General features: G+C 70.2%; 16 protein-coding genes and 1 tRNA gene. 4 read left to right on the top strand and 13 right to left on the bottom strand.

The genetic code is table 11. From position 1 onward, the window contains the following. Positions 1-45 precede the first annotated feature (45 nt). From D1409_RS13145 to D1409_RS13135, 3 genes are all read right to left on the bottom strand, one after another. Entirely contained in the window at positions 46-519 is a 474-nt protein-coding gene (locus D1409_RS13145; RefSeq protein WP_123537440.1) for a hypothetical protein, read from the bottom strand. Between the two features lie 74 nt (positions 520-593). Further along, on the bottom strand, positions 594-1,109 hold the full coding sequence (locus tag D1409_RS13140; protein WP_123537439.1) for a DUF7122 family protein: 516 nt from the start codon (positions 1,107-1,109) through the stop codon (positions 594-596). Continuing rightward, complete coding sequence (locus D1409_RS13135) at positions 1,109-2,044, bottom strand: RsmB/NOP family class I SAM-dependent RNA methyltransferase (protein ID WP_123537438.1); 936 nt, start codon at positions 2,042-2,044, stop codon at positions 1,109-1,111. Before D1409_RS13135 ends, D1409_RS13140 begins: the two co-directional genes overlap by 1 nt. A gap of 119 nt (positions 2,045-2,163) precedes the next feature. Here D1409_RS13135 and D1409_RS13130 point away from each other — a divergent pair, with 119 nt between their 5' ends. Together D1409_RS13130 and D1409_RS13125 are read left to right on the top strand one after the other, a co-directional pair. Next, the gene (locus D1409_RS13130) at positions 2,164-2,901 is read left to right on the top strand and encodes a proteasome assembly chaperone family protein (RefSeq protein ID WP_123537437.1); all 738 of its coding nucleotides are present in this window, start codon (positions 2,164-2,166) and stop codon (positions 2,899-2,901) included. Positions 2,902-2,964: 63 nt separating this feature from the next. Then, positions 2,965-3,675, top strand: a complete 711-nt coding sequence (locus tag D1409_RS13125; RefSeq protein WP_123537436.1) for a LysE family translocator — start codon at positions 2,965-2,967, stop codon at positions 3,673-3,675. A gap of 39 nt (positions 3,676-3,714) precedes the next feature. Here the strand turns inward: D1409_RS13125 and D1409_RS13120 are convergent, their stop codons facing one another. Next, the gene (locus tag D1409_RS13120) at positions 3,715-4,425 is read right to left on the bottom strand and encodes an HD domain-containing protein (protein WP_123537435.1); all 711 of its coding nucleotides are present in this window, start codon (positions 4,423-4,425) and stop codon (positions 3,715-3,717) included. Positions 4,426-4,914: 489 nt separating this feature from the next. On the opposite strand from D1409_RS13120, the gene D1409_RS13115 reads away from it, so the two are divergent. Continuing rightward, the gene (locus tag D1409_RS13115) at positions 4,915-5,646 is read left to right on the top strand and encodes a GNAT family N-acetyltransferase (RefSeq protein ID WP_123537434.1); all 732 of its coding nucleotides are present in this window, start codon (positions 4,915-4,917) and stop codon (positions 5,644-5,646) included. 52 nt (positions 5,647-5,698) lie between these two features. Beyond that, positions 5,699-6,736 (top strand): DNA-methyltransferase, encoded by a 1,038-nt coding sequence (locus tag D1409_RS13110; RefSeq protein ID WP_123537433.1) that lies wholly within the window; start codon positions 5,699-5,701, stop codon positions 6,734-6,736. Between the two features lie 34 nt (positions 6,737-6,770). On the opposite strand, the gene D1409_RS13105 is transcribed toward D1409_RS13110, so the two are convergent. The 9 genes from D1409_RS13105 to D1409_RS13060 all read right to left on the bottom strand — a co-directional run bounded on the left by D1409_RS13105 (position 6,771) and on the right by D1409_RS13060 (position 24,124). Beyond that, positions 6,771-8,912, bottom strand: coding sequence for a M6 family metallopeptidase (locus tag D1409_RS13105; protein WP_235853555.1), 2,142 nt, complete (start codon positions 8,910-8,912; stop codon positions 6,771-6,773). 213 nt (positions 8,913-9,125) lie between these two features. Beyond that, positions 9,126-9,229, bottom strand: a tRNA-Gln gene (locus D1409_RS13100). A gap of 53 nt (positions 9,230-9,282) precedes the next feature. Then, on the bottom strand, positions 9,283-10,011 hold the full coding sequence (locus D1409_RS13095; RefSeq protein WP_123537431.1) for an HNH endonuclease: 729 nt from the start codon (positions 10,009-10,011) through the stop codon (positions 9,283-9,285). Positions 10,012-10,061: 50 nt separating this feature from the next. Continuing rightward, positions 10,062-10,493 (bottom strand): metal-dependent transcriptional regulator, encoded by a 432-nt coding sequence (locus tag D1409_RS13090; protein WP_123537430.1) that lies wholly within the window; start codon positions 10,491-10,493, stop codon positions 10,062-10,064. Continuing rightward, positions 10,490-10,972 carry a ferritin-like domain-containing protein gene (locus D1409_RS13085; protein WP_123537429.1) on the bottom strand — a complete coding sequence of 161 codons (483 nt, stop codon included), beginning with the start codon at positions 10,970-10,972 and terminating at the stop codon, positions 10,490-10,492. The genes D1409_RS13090 and D1409_RS13085 overlap by 4 nt, the downstream gene beginning before the upstream one ends. A 129-nt stretch (positions 10,973-11,101) precedes the next feature. Then, a complete protein-coding gene (locus tag D1409_RS13080; protein WP_123537428.1) occupies positions 11,102-11,308 on the bottom strand; it encodes a hypothetical protein in 207 nt (68 codons plus the stop codon). A gap of 117 nt (positions 11,309-11,425) precedes the next feature. Next, the gene (locus D1409_RS25235) at positions 11,426-14,002 is read right to left on the bottom strand and encodes a lamin tail domain-containing protein (RefSeq protein ID WP_206425047.1); all 2,577 of its coding nucleotides are present in this window, start codon (positions 14,000-14,002) and stop codon (positions 11,426-11,428) included. Next, the gene (locus D1409_RS13065; RefSeq protein ID WP_123537426.1) at positions 14,002-20,502 is read right to left on the bottom strand and encodes a hypothetical protein; all 6,501 of its coding nucleotides are present in this window, start codon (positions 20,500-20,502) and stop codon (positions 14,002-14,004) included. The genes D1409_RS25235 and D1409_RS13065 overlap by 1 nt, the downstream gene beginning before the upstream one ends. Before the next feature lie 52 nt (positions 20,503-20,554). Further along, positions 20,555-24,124: a hypothetical protein gene (locus D1409_RS13060; protein ID WP_123537425.1), complete on the bottom strand. Its 3,570-nt coding sequence runs from the start codon at positions 24,122-24,124 to the stop codon at positions 20,555-20,557. Between the last annotated feature and the right edge of the window lie 30 nt (positions 24,125-24,154).

Below are 24,154 nucleotides of genomic sequence, written 5' to 3'. Positions count from 1 at the left end.
GTACCAATAGACAAACAGTTGTCAGTGACGGTCCGCCGCGACCGTTCAGCAGTCCTGTCCGGCTTTCACCGGTTCGAACGTCACCGTCTCCGTCCGATCGGCGAGAGCGGCGCTCCCCTGGGAGACCTGTATCACCGCTTCGACGGACTCCCGGGGCGCCCACGATCCCTCTCGGACGGTGTTGAACGGGACGGTGACGGTGCGGCGTTCGTCCGGCGGGAGCGTGGCGGACCGGCTGGTCGTCCCTTCGAACACCGACGCAGTGACAGTGACGCCGACTGCCCAGAACTGCGGGTTGTCGACGCTGAGCGCGGGGCGGCTCGTCGTCACCGAGACGCTGGCGGTTCGGACGACCACCTCCTCGCAGTTCGCAGTGGCGTTGGTCGGCGTCGCGCCGGTCACGGTGACGTCTTCGACGACCACGCCGCCCTGCCCGTAGGTCGCGGCCACGAGCACACCGCCGGCTCCGAGGACTGCGAGCATTGCGAGGACGATCCAGAGCCGGCGCGCCCACGACATACCCCTACGATTCTCGGTATCCGTGATAAGGGTTGGCGTGAGGTGGGTGGGCCGACAGCGGCCGCCCAGTCCACCTATAGATCTCGGCGTCGCCCTTTCGGGACCTGCGAGCGGAGTTCCCCGTGGACGTAGAGACCGACGCCGACGGGTTCGGGCTCGCCGGCGATATCGGTGGTGACGATCAGGTAGCCCCAGTCGCCGTCCCAGTCGAGTTCCTGGTCGTCGCCGGCGACGAACGTCGCCGCCTCCTCGCGCGAGACGTGGATCACGCAGTCCTCGGCCGCGCCGCCGAACCGCTGGACGGCTTCGAGCGTCGGTTTCCAGTGCTCCCGGCGGGTGCGCAGGAACGTGAGGCCCAGCCCCTCGATTGCGACGGGCGAGGCCACGTCGCCGGCGAACGCCCAGATCTTGCCGGCGCCGTGCTCCCAGAAGGTGTGGTTCTCGAAGGTCGCCGGCGGCACGCCGAACCGGTCGTCCCACCAGTCGAGCACTTCCTCGCGGGTGGGTCGGCCCTCGACGACTCGCTCCTCGGCGGTCGCGGGCAGTCGGTCGAAGCGCGTGCTGTCGTTCTCCCGAGGTTCTGGGCACATCAGGCGGTCACCTCCAGTTTCGCGCAGAAGAACCCGCCCGTGTCGTTGTGGTGGGGGTAGATGCGCTTGGCCCGGCGGACCGACTCGTCGTAGGTCTCGCCGTCCCACTCGGTGATCCCCAGCGCGTGATCCAGCGGGAGGTCGAACTCGACGAGTTCGCAGTCCTCCTCGGCGAGCGCGTAGTCGAGGACGGCCTCGTTCTCCTCGGGGGCGAACGTGCAGGTCGAGTAGACGACGGTACCGCCCTCGCGCGTCGTCTGGACTGCGCGTCGGAGGACGCCCTTCTGGACGCCGGAGATGCCGTCGACGTGGTCGAGGTTCCAGTCCTCGAGCGCGTCGGGGTTCTTCCGGATCGTCCCCTCGCAGGAGCAGGGCACGTCGACGAGCGCGCGGTCGTAGGGCGCGCCCTCGCGCCCCTCCTCGGAGTCGGGCCCGCGGAAGGGCTTGAGCGAGTGGTTGCGCGCGTCCTCGTGGGTGACGGCGACGTTCGTGACGCCGCCCCGTTCGGCGTTCGAGCGGAGCGCGGAGATGCGCCCGAGGTTGTTGTCGGTCGCGACGAGCAGGCCGGTGTCGTCCATCAGCGCGGCGAGCTGGGTGGTCTTGCTCCCCGGCGCGGCACAGGCGTCCCAGACCCGCTCGCCGGGCTGGGGGTCGAGCACTTCGGCAGGGACGGCCGAGACTTCCTCCTGGCCGTGGAGCCAGCCGAGCACGTAGGGCCAGTTCGTCCCGGGCTGGTCCTCGGGGAGTGCGAACAGGCCGTCGTGCCACTCACAGGGTTCGTAGGCAATGTCGGCCTCGTCCATGGCCGCCCGCGCTCGCTCGACGGTCGTCTTGAGCGTGTTGACGCGGACGACGGAGGGGAGCGGCCGCTCACAGGCCGCGAGAAAGGCGTCGAAATCGTCGATCAGCGGCTCGTAACGCTCCAGTACGTCCATTGCGAGGCAGTTCGCTGTCGCCCCTGTTAACCCTCTCGGCTCGCGACCACACCGACCGCTGGTCGAGCGAGACGGCCGACCGCGGACGGTTTTATAGCCGTGGCGGCCGGTACGTCGGTATGGCTCACGTTCAGGTTCACCGCGAGGAGCTGGAACTGGACTCGCCGACGATGATCGAGGGGCTCCCGGGCGTCGGTCTCGTCGGCAAGATCGCCGCGGACCACCTCGTCGACGCGCTCGACATGACCTACTACGCCTCCTGTCACTGCGACGGGTTGCCCGAGGTGGCCGTCTTCGGCGGGGGCGAACCGACCTACCAGCCGCCCGTTCGGATCTACGCGGACGAGGAGCGAGACCTGCTCGCGCTCCAGAGCGACGTCCCCATCTCGCCGAGCGCCGCGGACGACTTCGCGTCCTGCCTGACCGCGTGGCTCGGCGAACGGGACGCGACGCCGCTGTACGTCTCGGGCATGCCGACCGAGAAAGACGACGTTCCGAGCCTCTACGGCGTCGCGAACGGCGACGCCACGCGCCTCCTCGACGAGTTCGACATCGCGTCGCCCGCCGAGAACGGCGTCATCAGCGGGCCGACCGGCGCACTCCTCTACGAGGCCGACCGTACCGACCTCGACGCCCTCGGACTGGTCGTCGAGGCCAACCGCAACTTCCCCGACCCCGAGGCCGCGCGCGTGGTCCTGCTGGACGGCGTCGGTCCGATCGCCGGCGTCGATGTCGACACCGAACACCTCGTCGAGCAGGCCGAGGAGATCAGCCAGGCCCGCGAGAACCTCGCCGAGCGCATGCAGGAGGCCCAGGACGAGAGCTCGAAGGCCCAGCCGATCGGGATGTACCAGTAGGCGACCGCCGCCTCCGACGGGGACGCGACGAGTTTTTGCCATTCGCTCCGGTAAGCGACTGCGATGGGAGTCGCCACGAGCGCGGTGACGTTCGGCGTCGGCGTCGTGTTCGGCCTGGCCCTCGCGGCCCCGCCCGGCCCGATGAACGCGGTCATCGCCGAAGAGAGCGTACTCCGGGGCTGGCTCGCGGGGTTCACCGCCGGCCTCGGGGCGATGAGCGCCGACCTGATCTTCTTCGCGCTGTCGCTGGCAGGCGTCGTCGCGTTCCTCGACGGCGCCCCGACGCTCCGAGCGGCGATGGTCGGTGTCGGCGGCGTCCTGATGCTCTACTTCGCCCTCGGCGCCGTCCGGGACGCTCGCGCGGACTTCCTCTCGACCGAACCGGGCCCGTCACCGGACGACGCCGACGCGCGCGGCTTCACGAAGGCGTTCGTGCTCGCGCTCACGAACCCCTACCAGATCCTGTTCTGGCTGACCGTCGGCGTCGGCCTGCTCGAACCGGGGAGCGTCGACGTGCTCTCGTACCTCCCGGTCGTCGGCGAGGGGCTGGCCGGCGTGCTCGTCGTCGCGACTGGCAGTCCGGCGCTGCTGGCGGGCCTGTTCGGCGGGATCGTCGTCTGGATCGTGGGGTTCCCGGCGACGCTCGTCAGCGTCGGCCGCCGGGTCGACGCGTTCGCGCCGGCCACCGCCGCCGCGTCGGCGCTGGTGCTCGCCGGCTTCGGCGTCGTCTTCTGCTGGACGGCGGCGCAGACGCTCCTCGGACTGGGTGGGTAGGGCCCCCAGCGGCGGTCCACGCGGGACGACGGACGCCGATCACTCGGCGTCGTCGGACGGACCGCCCAGTTCCATGTCGGCGTCCACGTCCGCGACTTCCGTCTCCAGCCACTCCTTGAACCACTTGACGCGCTTGAGTCGCCGGTGGCAGATGCTCTCGGCGGTGTCGCTGCGGACGCGCTCGCGAGCGTCGACGCCGCGTTCGAGGACGCGTCCGACCATCTCGGCCGCGTCGATGTGCGTGCGGGACTCGTAGCCCATGCGCAACAGCATGAGCGCCGTGCCGTTGGCCCCGACCTTGTCGAGCAGGTCGGCCTCGATGAGACACTGGGTCTCCAGCGAGAGGTCGGTCAGTTCGCCCTGGTAGGAGTGGTCGCGGACGGACGAGCACACCTCGTCGACGAACGACGCGGGGTAGTCCCCGTGGCTGGTGAGGTACTCGCGGGCGATGCGGGCGCCCTCCTCGGCGTGGAGGTCCTGATCGACTTCCAGCTTCGCGATGTCGTGGAAGAGGGCGGCGACGCGGGTCACGTCGACGTTCGCGCCCTCGGATTCGGCGATCTCCTCGGCGAGTTCGACGACGTTCAGGATGTGGTTGAAGCGGTACTCGGCGGAGTGCCAGGGGTACCACCGCATCCGACCGCCGTCGTCCTCGCTCTCGACACTGGCGGCGAGGTAGTCGTGGACGAAGCCTTTCATCTCCTCGAAGGCCTCCTCCGAGACGGGCGACTCCCTAATTTCGACGCCCACAGAACCACCTCCGATAGATACGTGCGTCAGTCATCTTACGAACAGAAAGGCGCGTTCGACTCTTAGGCGTTACGACACCCGTGGGGCCCCAGTTTCGACCGTCGTTGGACTCGTCCCGCCCCACGATCCGCAGCCGATTCCCCACCGCTACCAGCCTCCTGTCCGGCGGTTTCACCGTTCGTCCCCCGTCCAACGGCCGACCGATCGCGGTCGTTCCGAGCGGGTCACGGCCGATCGAACGCCCCGACGGCCCGATCACCACCGATTTCGGCGCGCTGTTCCCGACGTTCGGATCCTGGCTCCCGGATCTATACTCCCGGCTCTGACCGGCTGGCTCTGACTCCCGGCACTGACTTCTGATTCTGACTCTCCGGCCACGGACGCGTCGACCTCGACGCGTGCCCCGCGGGACGGAAATCGACCGAACGAATCGGGACCGAACTGGTGGCTGGGTGAGGTTTTATCGTGTTGCGTGCCAACAAGTATCACATGGAGATACGCACCGCGGCGCCGGGCGATCGGCCGGCGATCCGTGACGTCGCTCGCCGTTCGCTACAGGCGTCGTACTCGCTCAGTCCGGAGGCTATCACCACCGCAGTCTCGGAGTGGTACGACGAGGACGGACTCGGGGACGCGATCGCGGCCGAGGACAGACTGCTCCTCGTCGCGGACCACGACGACCAGGTTGTCGGGTTCGCGGAGAGCGAGCGGTCGTCGTCGGGGTCGGACGCGACGCTCCTCTGGTTGCACGTCGACCCCGCCTACCGCGGCCGTGACATCGGGAGCAGGCTGTTCGAGGAGACGTGTGACCACCTCGCCGAGGCGGGCGCGGACCGGGTCGTCGGGCGCGTCCTCAGCGACAACCTCGACGGCAACAGTTTCTACGAGTCACAGGGGTTCGAGCAGGTCCGCCAAGACGAGGTCGAGATCGCCGGGGAACGCTACGTCGAGAACGTCTGGGCCGAGTCGGCGGATGACGACCTCCAGTCGATCAAGAGCGCGGACGGGGAGACGGTGTACGTCGACGAGAGCGACTGGGACGACGGCTCCGCAGCGAAGTTCTACACCGTCTACTCCGACGAGGAGCGCGACGACCACTACGGGTACTTCTGTGCCAACTGCAACCGACTGGCCAACGCGATGGACGCGATGGGTCGCATCGAGTGCGACAACTGCGGGAACGCCAGCAAGGCCACCCGCTGGGACGCGGCCTACCTCTAGCGGCGAGCGCAGGCCGGGAGACTCAAGGACCGCGGGCGGGAGGTGGGGAACGATGGAGACGAGCCACCGGGTCGTCGTCGGGGACGCGCGCGAACTCTCGACGCTGGCCGACGACAGCGTCGACCTCGTCGTCACGTCACCGCCTTACCCGATGATCGAGATGTGGGACGAGACGTTCGCCGCGCTCGACCCGGCCGTCGCGGACGCGCTCGAAGACGGCGACGGCCAGCGCGCCTTCGACGCGATGCACGACGTCCTCGATACGGTGTGGGCGGAACTCTCGCGCGTCCTCGTCGACGGCGGCATCGCCTGCGTCAACGTCGGCGACGCCACCCGCACCGTCGGCGACAGCTTTCGGGTGTACCCGAACCACGCCCGCGTCCTCTCGGCCTTCCAGTCGCTGGGCTTCGATCCCCTCCCGGACGTGCTCTGGCGCAAACCCGCGAACAGCGCCGCGAAGTTCATGGGCTCGGGGATGGTCCCCCCCAACGCCTACGTCACCCTCGAACACGAGTACGTCCTCGTCTTCCGCAACGGGGGCGACTCGCGGTCGTTCGAACCCGGTGCCGACAGCCGCTACGAGGCCGCCTACTTCTGGGAGGAGCGCAACCAGTGGTTCTCCGACGTCTGGACGGACGTGCGCGGCGAGTTCCAGGCGCTCGGCCACGACGACCTCCGCGAGCGCTCGGCCGCGTTCCCCTTCGAGATCCCCTACCGCCTCGTCAACATGTACTCGGTCTACGGCGACACCGTCCTCGACCCCTTCTGGGGCACCGGCACGACCTCGCTCGCCGCGCTCGTCGCCGGCCGCGACTCCGTCGGCTACGAGCGGGAGGCCGCCTTCACCGAGGTGTTCGACGACCAGGTGAGCGAGGCGCCCGCGCTCTCGCGGTCGGTCGTCGAGGAGCGCCTCGACCGCCACCGCGCGTTCGTCACGGAGACCCGCGAGAACGGCGGCAGCCTCGGCTACGACGCCACTCACTACGACTTCCCGGTCCGCACGAAGCAGGAACGCGACGTCCGCTTCTATACGGTGGACGAAGTCGAACTGACCACCGACGGCTACCGGGCGACCTACGAACCGTACTGAAAAAACGAGTGGTCGAACTCGGCAGAGGGGCCGCTTACTTCTGACCGTTGCCGTTACCGTTGTTTCCGTTTCCGTTGCCGGGCGCCTCGTCACCGGCGAAGGTGAACTCTACGCCGACGGGGACGCGACCGCTCTCGTCACCCTCCGGCGCCCAGGTGCTCGCGACGACGACTTTGTCGAAGTTCCCGTTGCGGAGGAACTGCTGGAGGTCCTGCTCCCCCGACTCGTCGAACGTGGTGGTGTCGATCTGTTTGACCTGGTAGTTGCCGTTGTGTTTGATCCCAACGAACGTGAACTGGTACTCGACGTTGTCGCCGGTCGCCTCCCGTTCGCTCTGGTAGGGCTCCGTCGAGTTCGTCGCGACCGACTCGCCGGCGACGGAGACGTTCCTGACCCACCAGCCGTCCTTCACGAACGCCCAGTCGGTGACGTACCGGAAGGAGACGAGCACGCTCTCGTTGCCCTCGTACGCCGAGAGGTCGAACGACTGGTTCTCCCAGCCGTCCGTGTCGCCGGTCAGCCCCGGCACGTTCTCCTTCACCCGCGGGTGCGCGTCGGCGCTCGGTGAGTCGTCTGTGTTCTCGTTCGAGAGGCTCTCCCAGGTCTCGCCGCCGTCGGTCGAGACTTGGACGAACCCGTAGTCCCAGTTCGCCTCGATGCGCTGGTAGGACTCGAAGGTCAGGGACGTGTCCTCGGTGTCCGAGAGGTCCGTCTCGACGATGGCGTGACGGTCGAGCAAGTTACCCGACCCGCTGTAGAGCACCTCGCCCTCGCCGGTCACGGGGTCGGTCGCCGTCGACCACTCCGTGTCGGTGAAGTCGGTACCGGAGACGGTCACGTCTTTGATCGGGCCGCGCTCGCTGGTGTCTATCTCCCGGTAGTTCGTCCCCCAGACGCCGGCCGTGCCGACGTTCCCCGAGGTGTTGACGTTCACGTCGAGGCCGTCGATGTGGAACTCGTCTTTCGGCGGCGTTCGGATATCGTCGGTCACCACCGCCGTCGAGAAGTCCTGGTACAGGTCGGCGAAGTCGCGCTTCGCGCCGACCTCGTCGAGCGTGTTCTCGACGCTCTCGACGCCGTTGGCCTCGTCGCTGGCGAGGTTCGAGATGAACTCCCGGCCGTACTGGTCGTCGAGGTACATCGTCCAGGTGAAGGCGACGCCGTAGTCGGCGAGGACGTTGATCGCCCCCTGGTCCTCCCAGTTAGTCAGGGAGTTCGAGGGCATCTCCTCGTAGGCGCTCAGGTGGCCCTCGGAGACGCCGTAGCCCGTGATGACCTCGGCGTAGTCGGACATCCCCTCGTTGACCCACGTCGTCTCGTCGCCGTCGAGGTCGGCGTGAATGAGGTGCTGGTACTCGTGGGCGAGCGTCCCCTCGTAGCCCGTCCGCTGGTTCGTCTCGTTCACCTCGTTCCAGCCGAACGCGTCGAGGGTGATCGTGTTACGGTCGGTGTAGTCCTGGATCGTCGGCGAGTAGAAGCCCGCGATGTACAGCGGGTACTCCTCGTCGTAGTAGTTCTGGTCGCGGACGTTGTCCACGAGCAGGACGGTCCGAGAGGAGTTCTCGCCCGTCTCGTAGTAGTCCTCGGGGACCGCGCCGAGCTGTTCCAGCAGCGACTCCGTGCCGTTGCGAGCCACGGGGTCGCCGAACGTCTCCGACTCGACGGGATACATGTTCTCGTCGAACTGCTCGGCCATCGACTCGGCCTGTGACTCGGAGATGGTCGGGTCCTCGCGTGAGTCGCCCGCCGGCCACGAGAGGTCGTTCGCGACCCAGACCTCGATCTCGTCACCGACCGACAGCAGGGTGTACTCCTTGAAGTAGTAGCTCCCCTGGTCGGAGCCGAGGTACTGCTTGGTCGTCCCGACCAGCGGGTGGTCCTCGTCGTCCGGGTCCATCACGATCGAGTCCGACTCGGCCGCGCTCGCGGACCCGTTCGCCCCCTCGCCGTCCGGGAAGTTGGGCGGCGCCGTGTCGAGGTCGACCGGCTTGTCCGTCCAGTTCTGCGTCGGTTCGATCGCTCGATACCCGTCTGTCACGTTGCCCCGGTCCTCTCTCGGGATCAGTCTGTCCGAAGGCTCCGCGTCGTCGTCCGCTGTCGATACAGCTGTCACTCCGCCGACGCCTGCCGTAACCATCGACAGGACGACGACGGCCGCCATGAGTATTGATCGCATCCGTGCTACCCGGTCGCCGATATATCACGACTGACAAAAAGAAGTTACCCCATAATCATTATCTTGAGACAGGTTCCACTCTCGTAGTGATCGGGTTCGTCCGTCGACGTGGGAGTAGACGGCGAGTAATCCGCGAGTGTTCCGAGCTACGATCCCGTCCCGTAGATTTCGATTTTTCCGCAAGTGCCGCATAGAGCGTCTAAAACGTCGTTATAGTCCCGAGCGGATTCGAACCGCTGTCCTAGGCTCTCTCCCGAAATCTGATATATCAGATCTCGTCCAAAGGCCCAGATGATTGGCCACTACACCACGGGACTTCGATTACGTGTTACTACCGAGTCGTTTTATTCGTTCCGGCATCGCGTGAACGTCACCCTGATCGAAATTCCGACGCAGGTATTTCACCGAACTCCGCCCGCCGATGGCAGCTCCGACAGAGGGCGACAACGTTGTCTAGTGAGTGGGCATCCTGCGGGTCGTCGAACTCCCGAATCGGGGTAATATGATGCACATCCGGTTCACGTCCGATATCCGCTCGTTCTTTCCCGCAGTGCTGACAGCGGTGGTCGTCACGGTCCAGAGCCTGTTGACGCACCTGATACCAGTCACCGGTGTAGGCGTTTGGAGTCCTTCTGCCGTTATACAGCGCTTCACTCACGCAGTCACGGCTACAGAACCGACCACTGCCTTGTCTCAGATCACAGGGGAGGACGCTGAACTCCGTCCCGCAGTGCTCGCACTTCCGGTCGACGCGTTCGATGTCGTGGACGTCAGCGTAGTGGTCGCCGAGGAACTCGTCGGCTTCGCGGACGCAGTCCGGGCAGTAGACCCCCTTCTTGTCAGACGGGTAGTACTCGAAGGCGTCCCCGCACCGCTCACACTCCGTCCGCTCTTTGGCTCCGGTCCAGTTGCCGTTGTTCTCGCCGGCGTTCGGGTCGCAGTCGTCACAGTAGGAGAGTCGCGCCTTCGGATCGTAGAACTCCGTCCCACAGCCCTCGCAGGTCCGGTTCGGGAGCGACTTCCCGTGGACCTTGGTGTGGTGCTGGCGAACGCCGCGCCGTGTGGTCAGCGACTTCCCGCAGGTCGGACAGTCGGGCACACCGCGGGCTGGCGCGGAATCGTTCAAAAGGGTACGGACGGCGATACCCGTCAGTCGTCGGCGGCGGCGGGGACTTCGAGGAGGCCGCAGACGTCGTCTTCGGGGTCGAAGCAGTCGGGGCACTTGGGGTCGCGGTCGATGATGGTGTCGAGGCGTTCGGCGACGGTCTCGTCGATGACGCTCTCGAGCTGGCGGGCCTCGCCGCGGAAGTCCTCGACTTCGAGGACTTCGACGAGGAAGCGCTCGATGATACAGTAGTTCTGGAGGGCGTCCCTGGCGCGGACGATACCGTCGTCGGAGAGGGAGACGCCCTTGTACTTCTCGTGTTCGGCGAGTCCGTTCTCTTCGAGCTTGCCGATCATCTCGTTGGCGCTGGCGGGGCTCACGTCCAGCCGGTCGGCCAGGTCGCCGGTCGAAGCGGGGCCGTCCTCGATCTGCTGGATGAGGTAGATCGCTTTGAGATACTGGTCGGCCGTGTTCATCGTCGGTCCTCCATGAGTTGGGTCACTTCCTCGACGCCGTCTGCCTCCTCCTCGCGGATCGCGGCGAGCGTCTCGACGAGCCGGTCGCGGTCGATACCGAACTGTACGTTCGAGGCCTCGACGGCCTCGATGAGGTCGTCGTAGAACTTGTAGGCGGTCTCCTCGTTACAGAGCTGGTCGTAGAGGACGCCGTCGAAGTCGTCGGCGGACTCGTACTGCGCCTCGACGAGCGCCTCGATCTCCTCGAAGGGGACCGTCTCGGCGTCGAGTTCGTCGACGAGGTCCTCGAGTCGGTCCCGGTGGTCGGCCGACTCCTCGACGGCGTCTTCGAGCATCGCTCTGACCTCGTCGCTCAGGTCCGTGGCGGAATCGTGGGCGTGTTTGGCCGCTCGCGCCTCGACGACCTCCTCCAGGACGATACCGATCTGGAGCAGGCGGGCCAGCTGGTGGTCGGACCCGACCGGGACGGTGAGACTCACCGTACCACCCCCCGGTAGTTCTCGCGCGTGACTCGATTCATGGGCAGTTCTCCGGGAGGCGGGGACGTAAGTCCTTCCCTCGACCGCCCGGGAGACCCGGCCAGACGGCGCGGATCGCGGCGGTGAGACTCACCGATTCGACCGGCTATCGCGGCTCCCCGAGTCACGACGCCGAGCGCCGCCGTCGCCCGTCCACCGGAGTGCCAGGAGATACAGCGTGACGACGACGACACCGACGACCACCCCGACGACGGACTCGGCGAGGTGGTCCAGGGATCCCGAGTGGAGCGGGACGAGAGGGGAGAACGCGAGCGGGACGGCGTGCAACGGGCGCATGGTTTCGGTGGAGACGACTCCTGCCGGTGACTTAAACGACTGGCGGGTTTTCGAGAACTGGGAATCGGCCCGGAGAGCGACTGAGGCTGGACCGTCGGCGGCACGGGGCCACTCGGCTCAGTAGCTGTGGCGGAGCACGAGCGCGCCTGCGGCGTCGAACACCGAGACGGTGTCGCCCGAGTTGTTCCACACGGCGCTGCCCCGGCCCCAGTAGCACTCGCCCGTGTCGTCCGCTCCGACGCCCGAGTAGAGCCTGATCGACGCGTCCGCGGCGAGTTCCGTGCCTGCGGGGAACCGGTAGCTGTGGCCGGCAGCGTCCTCGACGCGCCAGCCGGAGACGTCCAGCGGGCCGCCGCTCGCGTTCTCGAAGACGACGTACTCCTCGGTGGGGTCGGCGCCGGTTCCGGTGGGGTCGGCGACGACGGCGGCCAGCGCGAGCGGGTCGCCGGTCACGTCCTCGGGTCGCTCGGGGACCGTCCGCGCGAGCACCAGCGCGCCGCCGTCGTCGAAGACGTGGACGGTGTCGCCCGCGTCGTTCCACACGGCCTGCGAGCGCCCCCAGTAGCGGTCGGTGTCCGTATCGGGCCCCGACCCGGTGTGGAGCGTGAGACTCGCCCCGCCGCCGAGCGTCGTGCCGTCGGCGACGCGATAGGCGGTGCCGGCGGCGTCGGCGACCGACCAGCCGCTCACGTCGAGCGAGTCGTCGCCGACGTTGGTGAGCGTGACCGTCTCCGCGTCGAGGTTCTCGCGGGCGCCGCCGGGCGTCTCGAACTGCGCGTCGGTGAGCTCGATCCGGGCGGTCGGCGGCACCGGCTCGGCGTCGGGGAACGGCGTCGGGTCGCCGACGGGCGCGGACTCGTCGCCGGTCCGGGGGTCGACGAGTTCGTCGAACGCGAGGCCGCTGGCGGTCCCGCCGCCACCGACGCTCGTCTCGCGCCCGCCCCAGAGGTGGGTCGAACCGTCCGTCCAGCGGGTCAGGGCGTACCGCCTGTCGACCGTCTTCCCGGTCCGGGACACCTCCTCGTCGGGAACCGACAGATCGCCGGCGAGCACGTCGCCGAGCGGCTCGGCGGGCGGTCCGTCGTCGGTCAGGAGGCGGCCGAGTTCGAGCGACACGTCACCGAGCGACCGTCGCCGCGGGAGGAGCGGGAACCAGTTGTCGGGGACGTCGGTGGCGAGCTGGTAGGCCACCTCGGCGTCCTCGCTGGTCGCGACCGGCGTCGCGTCCTCGCCGCCGGCGACCTCCTCGTCGCGGTCGCGGGCCTGCCCGACGCGGCCTTCGAGCGTCGTCTCGACGGCCCACGCGACGTTGGCCGACTCGTCGCGGGCGAGTTCGACCGACTCGACCGTCTCGCTCTCGACCGACTCGACGAGCGTCGGCGCGAGGAAGAGTCCGCGCTCGTCGCCCGTCGCGTCGAGCCCCATCGAGTACATGTTCCAGCCGGTCGTCGCGTCCTCGTCGGTGACGATGGCGTCGTCGGCGTCGATGGTCTCGCCGAAAGTCGTCTCCAGTTCGAAGCTCGCCACGCTCGACAGCGAGCCGACGGGGAGGTCGACCGGGATCGTGAACCAGTCGTTGCCGTACACGAGCGCGAACTCCAGGAGGAGCAGCCGCGAGAGGTCCTCCGGCGCGGCCTCGACGGCCGAGAGGTCGACCCCGTCGTCCTCGAACTCCCACCACCGCTCGGCCGGCATGCCCTCGAAGGCAGTCGGCGCCGGCACGAGCGAGCGCTCGACCCGCTCGGTCGCCGGGCCGGTCCAGTCGTCGGGTTCGAGGCTGGCTTCGTGGTCGACGTCGAAGGCGTGCCAGTCGAGTCGCCCGCCCTCGTACTCGTCGGCCGTCAGGACCGTCTCGTCGCTCTCGCTCCCCGTCGAGACGGCGTACTCGTACTCCTGTCGGTCGTCGTCCCACGACCCGCCGTCGGCGCCCGGTTCCGGCTCGCTGTAGCGCGACTCGTACCACTCCCGGTAGCTCTCGACGGCGTCCCAGTAGTCCCGGAGAGTGTCGTCGTCGGCCGCGTCCGGGTCGAAGGATTCGGGCGCCGGTGGCGGCGAATCGCCCCGCATCGCCGTCTCGAACGCCGCGTAGTCCGCGAAGTCGTACGCGTCGTAGAGCGCGTCGCCGTCGAGCGCGCGGTCGCCCACGACCGAGAGATAGCGCTTCGTCTCGGACGGCGTCTCGTCGCTCTCTCCGCTGTCGTCGGCCTCGTCGGCCTCGTCGCTCCCGTCGCTGTCATCGCTCTCGTCGCCCTCGTCGCCGGTTTCCGCCGAGAGGTGCGCCGATTCCGGGTACTCGGTCGCTTCGGCGGCGACCACCGGTCCGAGCAGCCGCTGGAAGTGCGCGCCGGCTTCGGCCGCGAGTCGCACGTTCCGGTCGGTGTCGTCCGCACCGTCCGGGCGGACTCGCTGCCGTTCGACGAGCGTCTCCAGCGGCGGTTCGGCGTCGCCGTCGCTAAACACGGTGTCGGGGACCGAGGCGTCGGGGCCGCCGGGCCGGCCGCGAGCCATCCGCTCGACGTCGAGCGAGAGGCGGGCGTCGACGAGCGAACCGGCGTCTTCGCCGACGAACTCGCCGGTCTGCCACTGGCGCCCGAGGAGCCAGAGCGGGTCGTGGACGGCCGCGCGGAGGCCGTCCCGGAGGTCGGCGTCGCGGGTCCGCGGTTCGAGCCGCGTCCACGTCGTGTCCGAGGGCATCAGTTCCCACCCCCCTGACCGTCGCGGTACCACCACGGCGGCCCGAGGTCGTCGGCGTCGACGGAGGCTGTGTCCGGCCCGACGCCAGTGGACTCGTTCGTCGCGAGCGCCGTCGCGGGGAGGAGGTGGCCGAGCCCCGAGAGGGCGTCCCGGTCGACGGTCCGCAGTTTCGCGAGGTCGACGCTCTCGGTGACGAGGTCCGCGAGCGTCTTCAGACTCCAGTCATCGTCGGTCGGCGGGACCGCGAGCAGCATCGACTGCGGCGCCCTGTTGCCGGGTTTGTCGTAGTGGACGCTCACCCCGGTCGTCTCTGTGTCGCCGGGGACCGTCTCGACGAACTCGTCGACGAACAGCCCGACGAGTTCGTCCGCGGTCTGGTCCCCCTGGACGTGTGCGACCAGCGAGAGCTTCCCCGTCGGCGGGTCGCCGTCCCAGGCCGCGGGTCTGCCGACCCAGGTGTCGGGGTCTTCGTAGGGGAGCTGTGCGACCCGGAATCGAGACCCGTCGGCGGGCGAGCGGTCGCCCAGCGACTCGCCGTAGGTCAGCGCCCGCCCGAAGTCGCGGGGGACGTCGCGCACCCGCGAGACCCGCTGGAACCACGTCTCGGCGGCGAGCGGGTCAGGGCCGAGGAGGGTCGCGTCGTGGCTCGGATCGAGCGCGCGGTCGAGTTCCCCGGGGTTCGACGCGGCGAACGGCGGCAGGACCTCGAACGCGTCGCCGAACAGCGCCTCGAGTCGGTCGCGCTGACCGGCGGCGTCGTCGGCAGCGGCCGCGGCGTCCGAGAGCCGCTCCGCGCACTCCGCGGCCACTGAGTCGGCCTGCCTCGTCAGGTCGACGATGTCGTCCGTCGTCGCGCCGGTCGCCGACACCGGGACGCTCCCGTGGATACCGTGGTCCGCGGCGACGAGCAGCGCGGCCCGGAGCGCCTCGCAACCGCCGGTCGCGAAGGCGACCGCGGGCTCGCTCGTCGCGGCGTCGACCGCGGCGCCGAACGTGTCGAGTCCGTCGGCCGCGTCGGCAGCGAGGTCGTCTACGAGTTCGGCGAGTTCGGTCGGGTCGCGCGGGTACTCCCGGGTCTCGGTCTCCAGCAGCAGTTCCCGGGAGAGACGGCCGTCCGCGACTGCCAGCAACATCGGACCCAGTTCGTCCCACCCGTCCGGGTCGGCGAAGCCGGGAAGCGTCGCCGTTCCGGCGTCCAGCGCGGCGTCGAGTTGCCCCGACGCGTCCGCCTCGGGCCACTGCTCGACCGTCACGTGGTCGGCGGCGGTGCGGATCACGTCGGCGTCGAGCGCGTCGACCGCGTCGGTGACCGCGGTCGCGCTCGTCTCCAGCGAGTCGAGCGCCCTGCCGAGCGCGGCGGCCTCGGCGAGGGCCGGCCCGGCGAACGACCGTTCGCCTTCCACCTCGTCGTAGCGGGCGGTGACGTTCGTGGTCGTCCCATCGACCGTCACGTCGAGGTCGAAGGTGTCTCCGGAAGAGAGCGCGTCGCGGGCCTCTTCGGGGAGTTTCGCCTCGAAGACGCCGTCCCGGCCGACGCGAGCCTCCGCCTGTCGCGTCCGGCCGCCGGCCGTCACGTCGATCTGTACCTCGGTGTCCGGTCGGGCGACGCTCAGACCCACGAGAACCGGTTCGCGCGGGTCGACGACGACATCGCCCGACTCGTCGCGCGCCAGCGCGACGGCGTCGCCCGCCGCGACCGCGACGAGCGTCGCCAGATCCGTTCCCACTGCGCCCGGATCGACCGCGTCGAGGCGGCGGTCGACGGCGTCCATCGGGCCGGACGAGACGCCAGCGAGAGCGGTCGTCAGGTCGGCGAGACGACCGTACTCGCTCGACATGTTCGACTCGCCCTCGGCGTTCTCCGTCGAGTCGCCGGTCGAGCCATCGGTCGTGCCGTCGTCGGCCGCGAACGCGGCCGATACGTCGTCCATCGCCGCGACGGCCGATTCCAGTCCGGGCTCGACCGTCTCGACGCGGTCGACGAGAGGCGCTTTCAGGCGGCCGCGGTCCCCCGCTTCGCCCGGCAGCGACACGTCGCGAGCGTCCGCGGCGCGCCCGCTCGTGACCACTTCGCGGACGCCACGGACGGCCTCCAGGAGCGGGCCGAAGCCGATGGCGTCGTCCGGGTCGACGCCGAGCGCGGCCGGGTCCGGCCACTCGGCGGGCGGCGCGAAGGAGATACGCACGTCGCCCTCGGGAGCCACGTCCGACCGCTCGCGCCTGGTCCGGTAGTCGATCCGCTCTTCGAGCTCCGAGTGCCAGGCCTCGGCGTCGCCCTCGACGAGGTAGACGAGGTCGAGCGGGCACAGGTCCAGATCTGCCAGCCGGAGCGTCGTCACGCGCCACTCCGGCGTTCCGACGGTCGTCTCGCCCGCCTCGTCACCGTCGGAGTCGTCACCGGACCCGCCGGCCACCGCCGTGGGTCGCGGTTCGAACGCGACCCGGCAGACGACTCGCGACGGGTCGCCGAGGAGCGTCCCCGCCCAGTCGTCGAGTGCGGGTTCCGCGTCGGCCCGCGGCGCCGACGGCGACCCCCAGGCCGACCCGTCGGCGTCCGGGTCGAGGAGCGCCAGCAGCCGGTGCGTGCAGGCGGTCCCCGTCCGCGGCGTCTCCGTCACCGAGAGGTCCGGCGGCGCCTCGCCCCGCGAGAGCGCGTCGAGCGACCCGCCCGCTCGCTCGGGGTTACCCGAGACGAGCTGATGGACGCTCTCCGCGGTCAGCACGTCGCTGACGGCGTCGAGCGACGCTTCGAGCGACTCCAGTTCCGTTCGGATAGCCACGTAGGCGTCGTAGCTGTCGTCGTCCGGGTCGGTCGACGGGAGCGTCGTCCCGTGACTCCCCGCCGAACGGCCCCACAGGGGGTCGCCCGTCCGCCACTCGTCGACGATGGCGACCCCGTCGACCACGTCGCGCTCGGCGGCGTCGTCCGATTCGCTCATGCCGTCGCGGTCGACCTTGCCCTCGACGAGCGGCGCCACCGCCCGGAGCGCGGGGAGATAGCGCTCGACGTCGAGCGCGGGGTACTCCTCGCGGAGCCTCCGTTCGAAGCGGTATCCGAGCAGTTCGCCCAGCGGTCGCCCGTCTCGGACGGCGCCTATCAGTTCCCGCGCGTCCCTGACCCGCTCGGCCGAGAGGTCGACCGCGAGCGCGTCGCTCTCCTTCGTCTCGAACCCGCTCCGCAGCACCGCGGCGGTCGTCGCCTGCCCGACCGACGGCGCCTGCACGTAGCCGGCGGACCGACTGTCGAACTCGCGTTCGAGGTCCTCGACGTAGCCGTAGGCCCCGACGTAGAGGCCGTCACCGGCGGACTCTCGCATCCCGTCCAGCCGTCGAGTCGCGACGGAGGTGGCCCACGCGTCGAAGCGGTGGCTCGACAGGTCCAGCGTCTCGCGGAGCAACCGCTCCGCGAGGTCCTCGTCGACCGATTCGAGCGCGTCGAACGCCTCGACCACCGCGGCGAAGGGGGCGTCGATGTCCGGGTTGCGCCGGAGCGCGTCGCCGTAGCTCGTCTTCCCGTCGACGTTCGGGTGCTCGGCGAGGTCGTCGGCGACCGACTCGTCGAGGGCCGCCCACAGAGTCAGGTCGTCGTCGTCGTAGGTCTCGGGTTCGGGGAACAGCGACCAGACCGTGTCGGCCCAGGTCACGTCCTCGAACTCCTCGACCTCCCAGAAGTCGTCGTACTGGTGGCCGAGGCGGACGCGGCCGAGCCGGTACTCCTGCATGAGAGCGACGTACAGCAGGACCTCGAGGAGCGAACGGTCGTCGCCGTCGAACAGCACGGTGATCAACCAGACGAGCAGGTTGCCCGCGTCGGCGAGCGAGAGGCCCGCGCCCGGCGGGCCGCTCCGGAGCGCGCCGTGGGGCTCGGTGCGGAGCGAGCGGAGGTAGTCGTCGAGGTCGTCCGCGACGAGCGCCGCGTGGACCTCGGTGGCCGGATCGCTCGCGAGGAGTCCGCCCACTCTGGGCGTCTCGGCGTTCGAGACGTGCTTCCGGAGCGCGGCCGTGACCGCTGCTTTCGCGTCGTCGACGTCGTCGCCGACGCTCGTCCTCGACCCGACGAGATCCGTCATCACGTCCTCGCCGATCAGGTCGCGGAGGTGGTAGCCGTAGCCGACCCCCGCCATCGCGAGGAGTTCGGTCACGACGGTCTCCGGGTCGTCCGGCGACTCGATGCTCGGCACGTCGCTCGTCGCGTCGGCCCAGGCGCCCCGCATCGACCGCAGTCGCGAGACGAGGTCGGACTCGGCGTCGCGGTCCGCGAGTCGCTCGTACGTGAAGTGCCCCGCCGTCTTCGGGCGGTCGGCTCCCGCGGACACGGCGTACTTCCCGACGGGCCGCCAGGCGTTCAGGTCGGTCGTCGGGAGGACGCCGTAGGGCTGGTCGCCGACGCGGAGCGTCGGCAGCGGGCCGCCAGCGCGGACGTACTCGACGAAGTGGCGGCGGTAGCTCTCCAGCCAGCGCAGGAACTCCGGTCGGGGCCGGACCGAGTCGGTCCAGTACGCCGGCGCGAGCATGTGCGGCAGGTAGTACCCCAGGGTCGCGGGCCACAGCGCCGCGTTCATCGCCTCGGCGGCCGCGTCGTGACTCGCACCGCCGCCGGCGACGCGACCGAGGACGCTCCCGCCGGCTCCCCTCGACCCGTCGAGTCCGAGCAGGGCGGCCGCGCGGGCGGCGTCGCTGTCCGCGTCGGGCGTCTTGCGCGCGTCGCCGCAGGCGAGGTCGAACGGCGTCGGGCGGTCGCCGGGCGCGGTCCCCGCACCGTCCTCGCGGGTGTCGTTCGTCGGCGTCCCGCGTTCGAGAATAGAGAGGCCGTCCGTGTAGCGGTGAGATTCGAGCAGAGTCTCGACCGCGTCGCGGCCGTCGCGCTCGTCGAGCGCCGTCGAGACGCCGAGGACGACGAGGCTGTCGACGCCGGCAGACGCCTGGTCCGCCGTGAGCGGGACCGTCAGCGCCATCCCCGCGTCGAGCGCCTCGTCGAAGTCGAACACCCAGCTCGTCTCGCCGCCGCCGAGCGCGTCGGCGTCGGTGTCTCCCGGTGCGTTCGAACCGGACCCGTCACCGGCCCCGTCGGACTCGCCGTCGAGGCTCCCGATCCGGTCCGGGTCGGGACCGATCGCGAGCGGCCGTCGAACCGGACCGCTCCGGGCGGTCACGGTCGACCCGTCCGTCTCGGCGAACGCGACCCACTGGTCCGGCAGTCCCCGCGCCCGGGGCGGCCGCGTCCACGAGTCGGGGCGGCGGTCGGCGTCGGCGCGGATCGCCTCGAAGTCGACGTCGGGAACGGGGTCGAGCGGCCCGTCGAGCAGCGCGTCGGCCTCCTCGGGCGCGAGTTCGCGTTTCACCCACGCCGCCCGGTCGGGACCGAACCGCTCGGCGAGCTGGTTCCACGCCCGTTCGAGGACCGCGCCGTGACGCGCCGCCGCGTCCTCGGGGAACGTCGAGAGGTCGACGTCGGCGACGATCTCGTCCGGCACGGCCGCGCAGACCTCCTCGGCGGATCCGGTGTGGCTCGCCCACCACACCTGCTGCCAGAAGTGGACGCCCCAGCGGACCTCCTCGTCGGTGAGTTCACGCTCGTGGGTGTCGACGTGGACGTCGTCGGGGTACACCCGCACCTTCAGTCGCACGTCCGGCCCGTTCGGGTCCGACACGTCCTCGAAACGAGTCTCCAGGCGCGTCGGCAACAGCAAGACCGGCGTTTCGTTAGCCATGCCGTCCAGCGGTGCCGCCGGGTCGCTGGGATACTCGTCGGTGAGTTCGTCGGTCACGTCGGCGATCTCGGCGCGCCGGGCGGCCGCGAACGAGTCGATGGCGCGGACCGCACCGGCGACCGGCGCGCGCGCCGCGCCGTAGTCGGTTTCCTCCGGGTCGTCGAGCGCGTCTGCGATCGCCTCGAGCGCGTCGTCTCGTCCCGTGTCGGTCTGGAGCCGGTCGAGGTGCTCGCGAGCCGTCGGACCGCGCCCCCGCTCGACGAGTCGGCGCAGGTCTTCGACGGTCGCGCCGCGCTCCGCGAGCGCGTCGACGAACCGCTCGGCGATGTCGGCAGCGCGCTCCGGCGCGCCGGCCTCGACGGCGTCTTCGAGCGCTTCGAGGAGCAGGGACGGCTCCGACAGCTCCGGTTCGACCGCGTTCACCGCCGTCCGCAACAGCGACCGCAGCGTCGCGAACCGGTCGGTGTCGCCGTCGTCCGCTGCCGTCGCGAACTGGACCAGCCGCTCGCGCAGGTCGTCCAGCGACTCGACCTCGAAATCGGCGAACGCCGGGCGGTCGGGCTCCGGGATCGACTCCGTGTCGTAGGCCCAGCTCGCGATCTCGGTGTGGAGGTCCTCCAGCGCGGACCGGGCGGACTCCGTCGGTTCGCCGCGGCGCGCGGCGGCGTGGGCGGCGTCGAGTTCCGAGAGGAGCGTCGTCGCCTGGGACACGTCGGCGTCCGCTCGCGCCAGGTCGCGCCGAGCGGTGACGTACCGCGAGCGGAGCGCCTCGACGCCGGTCGCGCTCACGCCGGGTCACCCCCGCTGGCGTCCGTCTCCACTCTGTCCGTGCTGTGCCCCGTCATCGACTGCCTCCGTGTTGTGAGATCATGTCGTCGGCGTGGATCGCGATCCGGAACGGTCGCTGCCAGGTTATCTCGGCGACGTGGGCGGCTTTTTTTCCCCACATCGGCGGGCTCGGGAGGGTCCCGGGCACGTCGTCGCCGCTCGGCGGCGTCGTCGCCGAGACGTAGCCGTCCGCGGCCACGTCGTCCCAGGTGAGGTCCTCCCACCCCCAGGGGCCCGACGCCTCGGGGTCGTCGACGGCCACGTCGAGGCCGAACGTCGGCTCGCTCGGCGGTTCCTCGACGACGAAGAACCAGCCGGGGTCGGCCACCGCCTCGTCCTCGGTCAGGTCGAACCCGAAGAACGTGATGTCCGGGTCGAGCGTCCCCCGGAAGAGCGGGTGTTTCACGTCGCCGTCGGTGCCCTCGCCCGGCGTCGCGGACGGTTCCGGCAGGTCGGGGACGCGGTCGGGCGACCCGTCGTCGCCGTTCGCTTCGCTTCGGCCCTTCGCCGCGTAGACGTGCGTGTTGGGGTATCGGTCGAGCACCTCTCCGCGGACGATCAGGACGAGCTGGCCGCCCACGTCGCTCGATCCGCCGGTCTTGGCGGCCATCTTCGCCGCGTAGTTGCCGCCGAGGCCGAGCGAGTCGTTCCAGCGGTGGACGTAGTCGATGTCCCGCTTCGCCTCGTCGGTCGACGGACCGTCGGCCGTCTCGGGGCGACCGGCGGGGTCCCAGAACTGCCGGAAGAAGGTCCCGCGCATGTCCGTCGGGTACTCACGCCAGCGCAGTTCCCGGGCCATCTCGTGGCTCAGCCCGAGCATGTACGACTCGATGAACGCCGGATTCGTCTCCAGCACGCCGACGCTGTTGCCGGGGATCTCGCCGACGCCCGGCAGGAGCGACTCCTTCGACCGGTCGGCCAGCGCCTCGTACATCGGCTGTTTGAACTCGGGATGGGCGAGGATCTGGTCGAGCCCGTCCGACCGACTGGCGAGGTCGACCCCGCCGAGCCGGTCCCCCAGCCGCGCGGCGATCGTGTCCGCTGGATCGACCGCGTCGACGACGGCGTCCGCGACGACCGACACGTCCAGCGGGTCGGGCTCCGCGGGCTCCGGCCGCGGACAGACGCTCTGGCCGACCGCGTCGGCGGCGGGCGACCACGGCGCCGCGGCGAGTCGCTCGCGGAGCGCCGTCGCGTACCGGGCGGCGGCCTCGCACGCCGCGGCGAGTTCGTGGACCGGGCTGTCTCGCGGGAGGTCGTCGAGCGTCGCCAGCAGCCGGTCGATACGGTCGGCCGCCATCGCGAGCGTCTGGTCGAGGTCGGCCGCAGCCGACCGCAACGCCCGCGTCTCCCCGCTCTCGAGGCGCTTCAGGACTCGTTCGAGGAGGTTCCCCGGCTCGTCACCGGGGCCACAGATGGCCACGCAGACGGCCTCTATCTCCGCGATCAGGTCCGACCGCTCGGGATAGTGCTTCTCGATCGTCGCGAGGTGGCGGCGTGCGGTCGAACAGACGACCCAGAACACCTCGCGGAACACGGAGAGCGTCAGCAGTCGGAGGAGCGACCGGAACGACTCGTAGGCCGGCGTGACGCCGAACCCCTCGTCGAGCGCCTCCCGCAGGTCGCCGTACGACGCCGCGAGTTCGCGCAGCGTCTCGTGTCCGGCCTCGGACTCGTCGACCCTGTCGAACACCCGCGTCAGCACCTCGTGGAATCGCCGTTCGTCCCCCGCCTCGAGCGCGGCCAGGAGCCGGTCGAGGTCAGACTCGAACTCCTGTTGACCCGGCCCGGCGCAGACGCCCATGAGCGGCTCGATAAACTGACCGATCTCCCGTTCGACTCGCGTTCCTTCGAAGGCATCTCTCAGTTCGGCCGTTCGCTCGCGGAGTTCCCGGCAGGCGTCGCGGAGGTCCGAGAGTCGTTTCCGCGGGCCGCGCCGAGACTCCTCGCCCAGCGGGTGCCACGCGTCGAGGTCGCCGCCCGATTCGCGCGCCGCAGAACACAGTTTCGCGGCGAGTTCGTCGCCGACCGTCTGCGTCCCGTCGGGCGCCGAACGGTCGTCACCGGGGTCGATCGACCCGTCGGCCACGCCGTCGACCATCGCAACGGTCGAGAGGCCGCCGAATCGCCGGGCGAGCGGGCCGTTCGCGCGGGTGATCCGGCGGAAGGCGGGCGAGAGCGTCGCGGACGGGAGCGCGCTCTCCGCGACCCGGTTTCCGATGGTCTCCGTCCCGTCGGTCGTTCGACCGTGGAGCGGTTCGGTGCGCAGGAGCGTCTCGGTGTCGTCGGCGTCGTCGAGCGCGACGTGGAGCGAGCGGCTGGCCTCGCGGGCCAGGCGCGCGCGCCGGAGCAACTGGTTGGCCCGCCGCACGTCGCCGACCTGCTCCCAGGCGTTGCGCATCAGGTGTTCCTGCTGGTCCTGGACCACGTCCGTCCCGAACGCCGCGGCCACCCGATAGCGCGGGTCGACGTTCAGGTCGCGGAGCCACGCCGGCCGGGATCCTTCGGCCGGAACCTCCGGGGCCGCGGGCGGCCACTGGCCGTACGTCGGCGGCCCGAGCACCGGGTCCCCGTCCTGCGTGTCGCTCCCGGACTCGAGCGCGCTCGCCGCGTCGACGACGGCTTCGAGTTTCGCCCGAAGCGCCGGGTCGTACGTGTCCGGCGAGAGATCCGTCGAGCGCAGCGCCCCCTCGACGGAGACCGTCTCGCCGTCCTGCCGGAGCGAGTCCGGCCCGGGGTCGCCGACGTCGACGGTCCGGATCCCGACGTCCGTGAGCGTCTCCGGGCCGAGTCGCCGAACGAGCGACTCGAAGTCGCCCGCGTCACCGGTCGAGAAGCCCCAGTGAAAGTACACCGGGAGCCGGATGGAGTCCGGCGGGCTGGCCGCGTCCCACGCGGGGTCGAACGTGCGGTCGCCGTCCTCGGAGGGGTCCTCGTCCAGCCCGGCCCGCTTGCCCGCCTCGAAGGCCGGCACGAGGCAGGCGTAGTAGTCGGTCTTCGGGTCGAGGTCCCGCGGCGAGAGGAGTCGCGAGAGCGTCTTCGGCGACCGGTCGGTGTCGAGTTCCGCCGTCGCGTCGTCGGCCCCGACCGTCTGGGCGTGCGCCCACGCCCACGACTCCGAGAGGTCCGGCAGTTCCGTTCCCGGATCCGCGGCCCCGCCGATCTCCAGGACCGACGCGGGGCCGTCCGCGTCCGTCGAGAGCGAGACACCGTCGCCGCGCTCGACGGTGATCAGGCAGAGCCACGGGTCGAGTCGGCCGGCGTCGTCGTCGCTGCCGGGCGAAAAGAGCCACGGCAGGTCCGGTCTGTCGAACTCGACGTACGGGAAGTAGTTCGGCGGGAAGTCGCCGGTTCCCGACGAGGGGTCCGTGCGGACGACCTGTCGGCGGTCGACGCCGGTCACCTCCCCGGGTCCGTACAGCGACAGCGTCGTCTCGACCGTCTCCGGTTCGTCGAGGTCGGACTCGCCGGTCGCGTCCACCGCGAGTTCGACGGCCACCTCGCCGGGCGTGCCGTCGCCCGTCGGCCGATACCCCTCGCGGACCCACGGGACGAACGAGTACTCCGCCGGGTCTGTCGTCACTGTGCCACCGCCCCACTGTCGTCCGTTGCG

The organism is Halosimplex salinum, from assembly GCF_003730195.1.
GTDB classification, from domain to species: Archaea; Halobacteriota; Halobacteria; order Halobacteriales; family Haloarculaceae; genus Halosimplex; species Halosimplex salinum.
The sequence above is the reverse complement of the archived record's forward strand: the minus strand, read 5'-3'. Positions and strand labels throughout refer to the sequence as shown.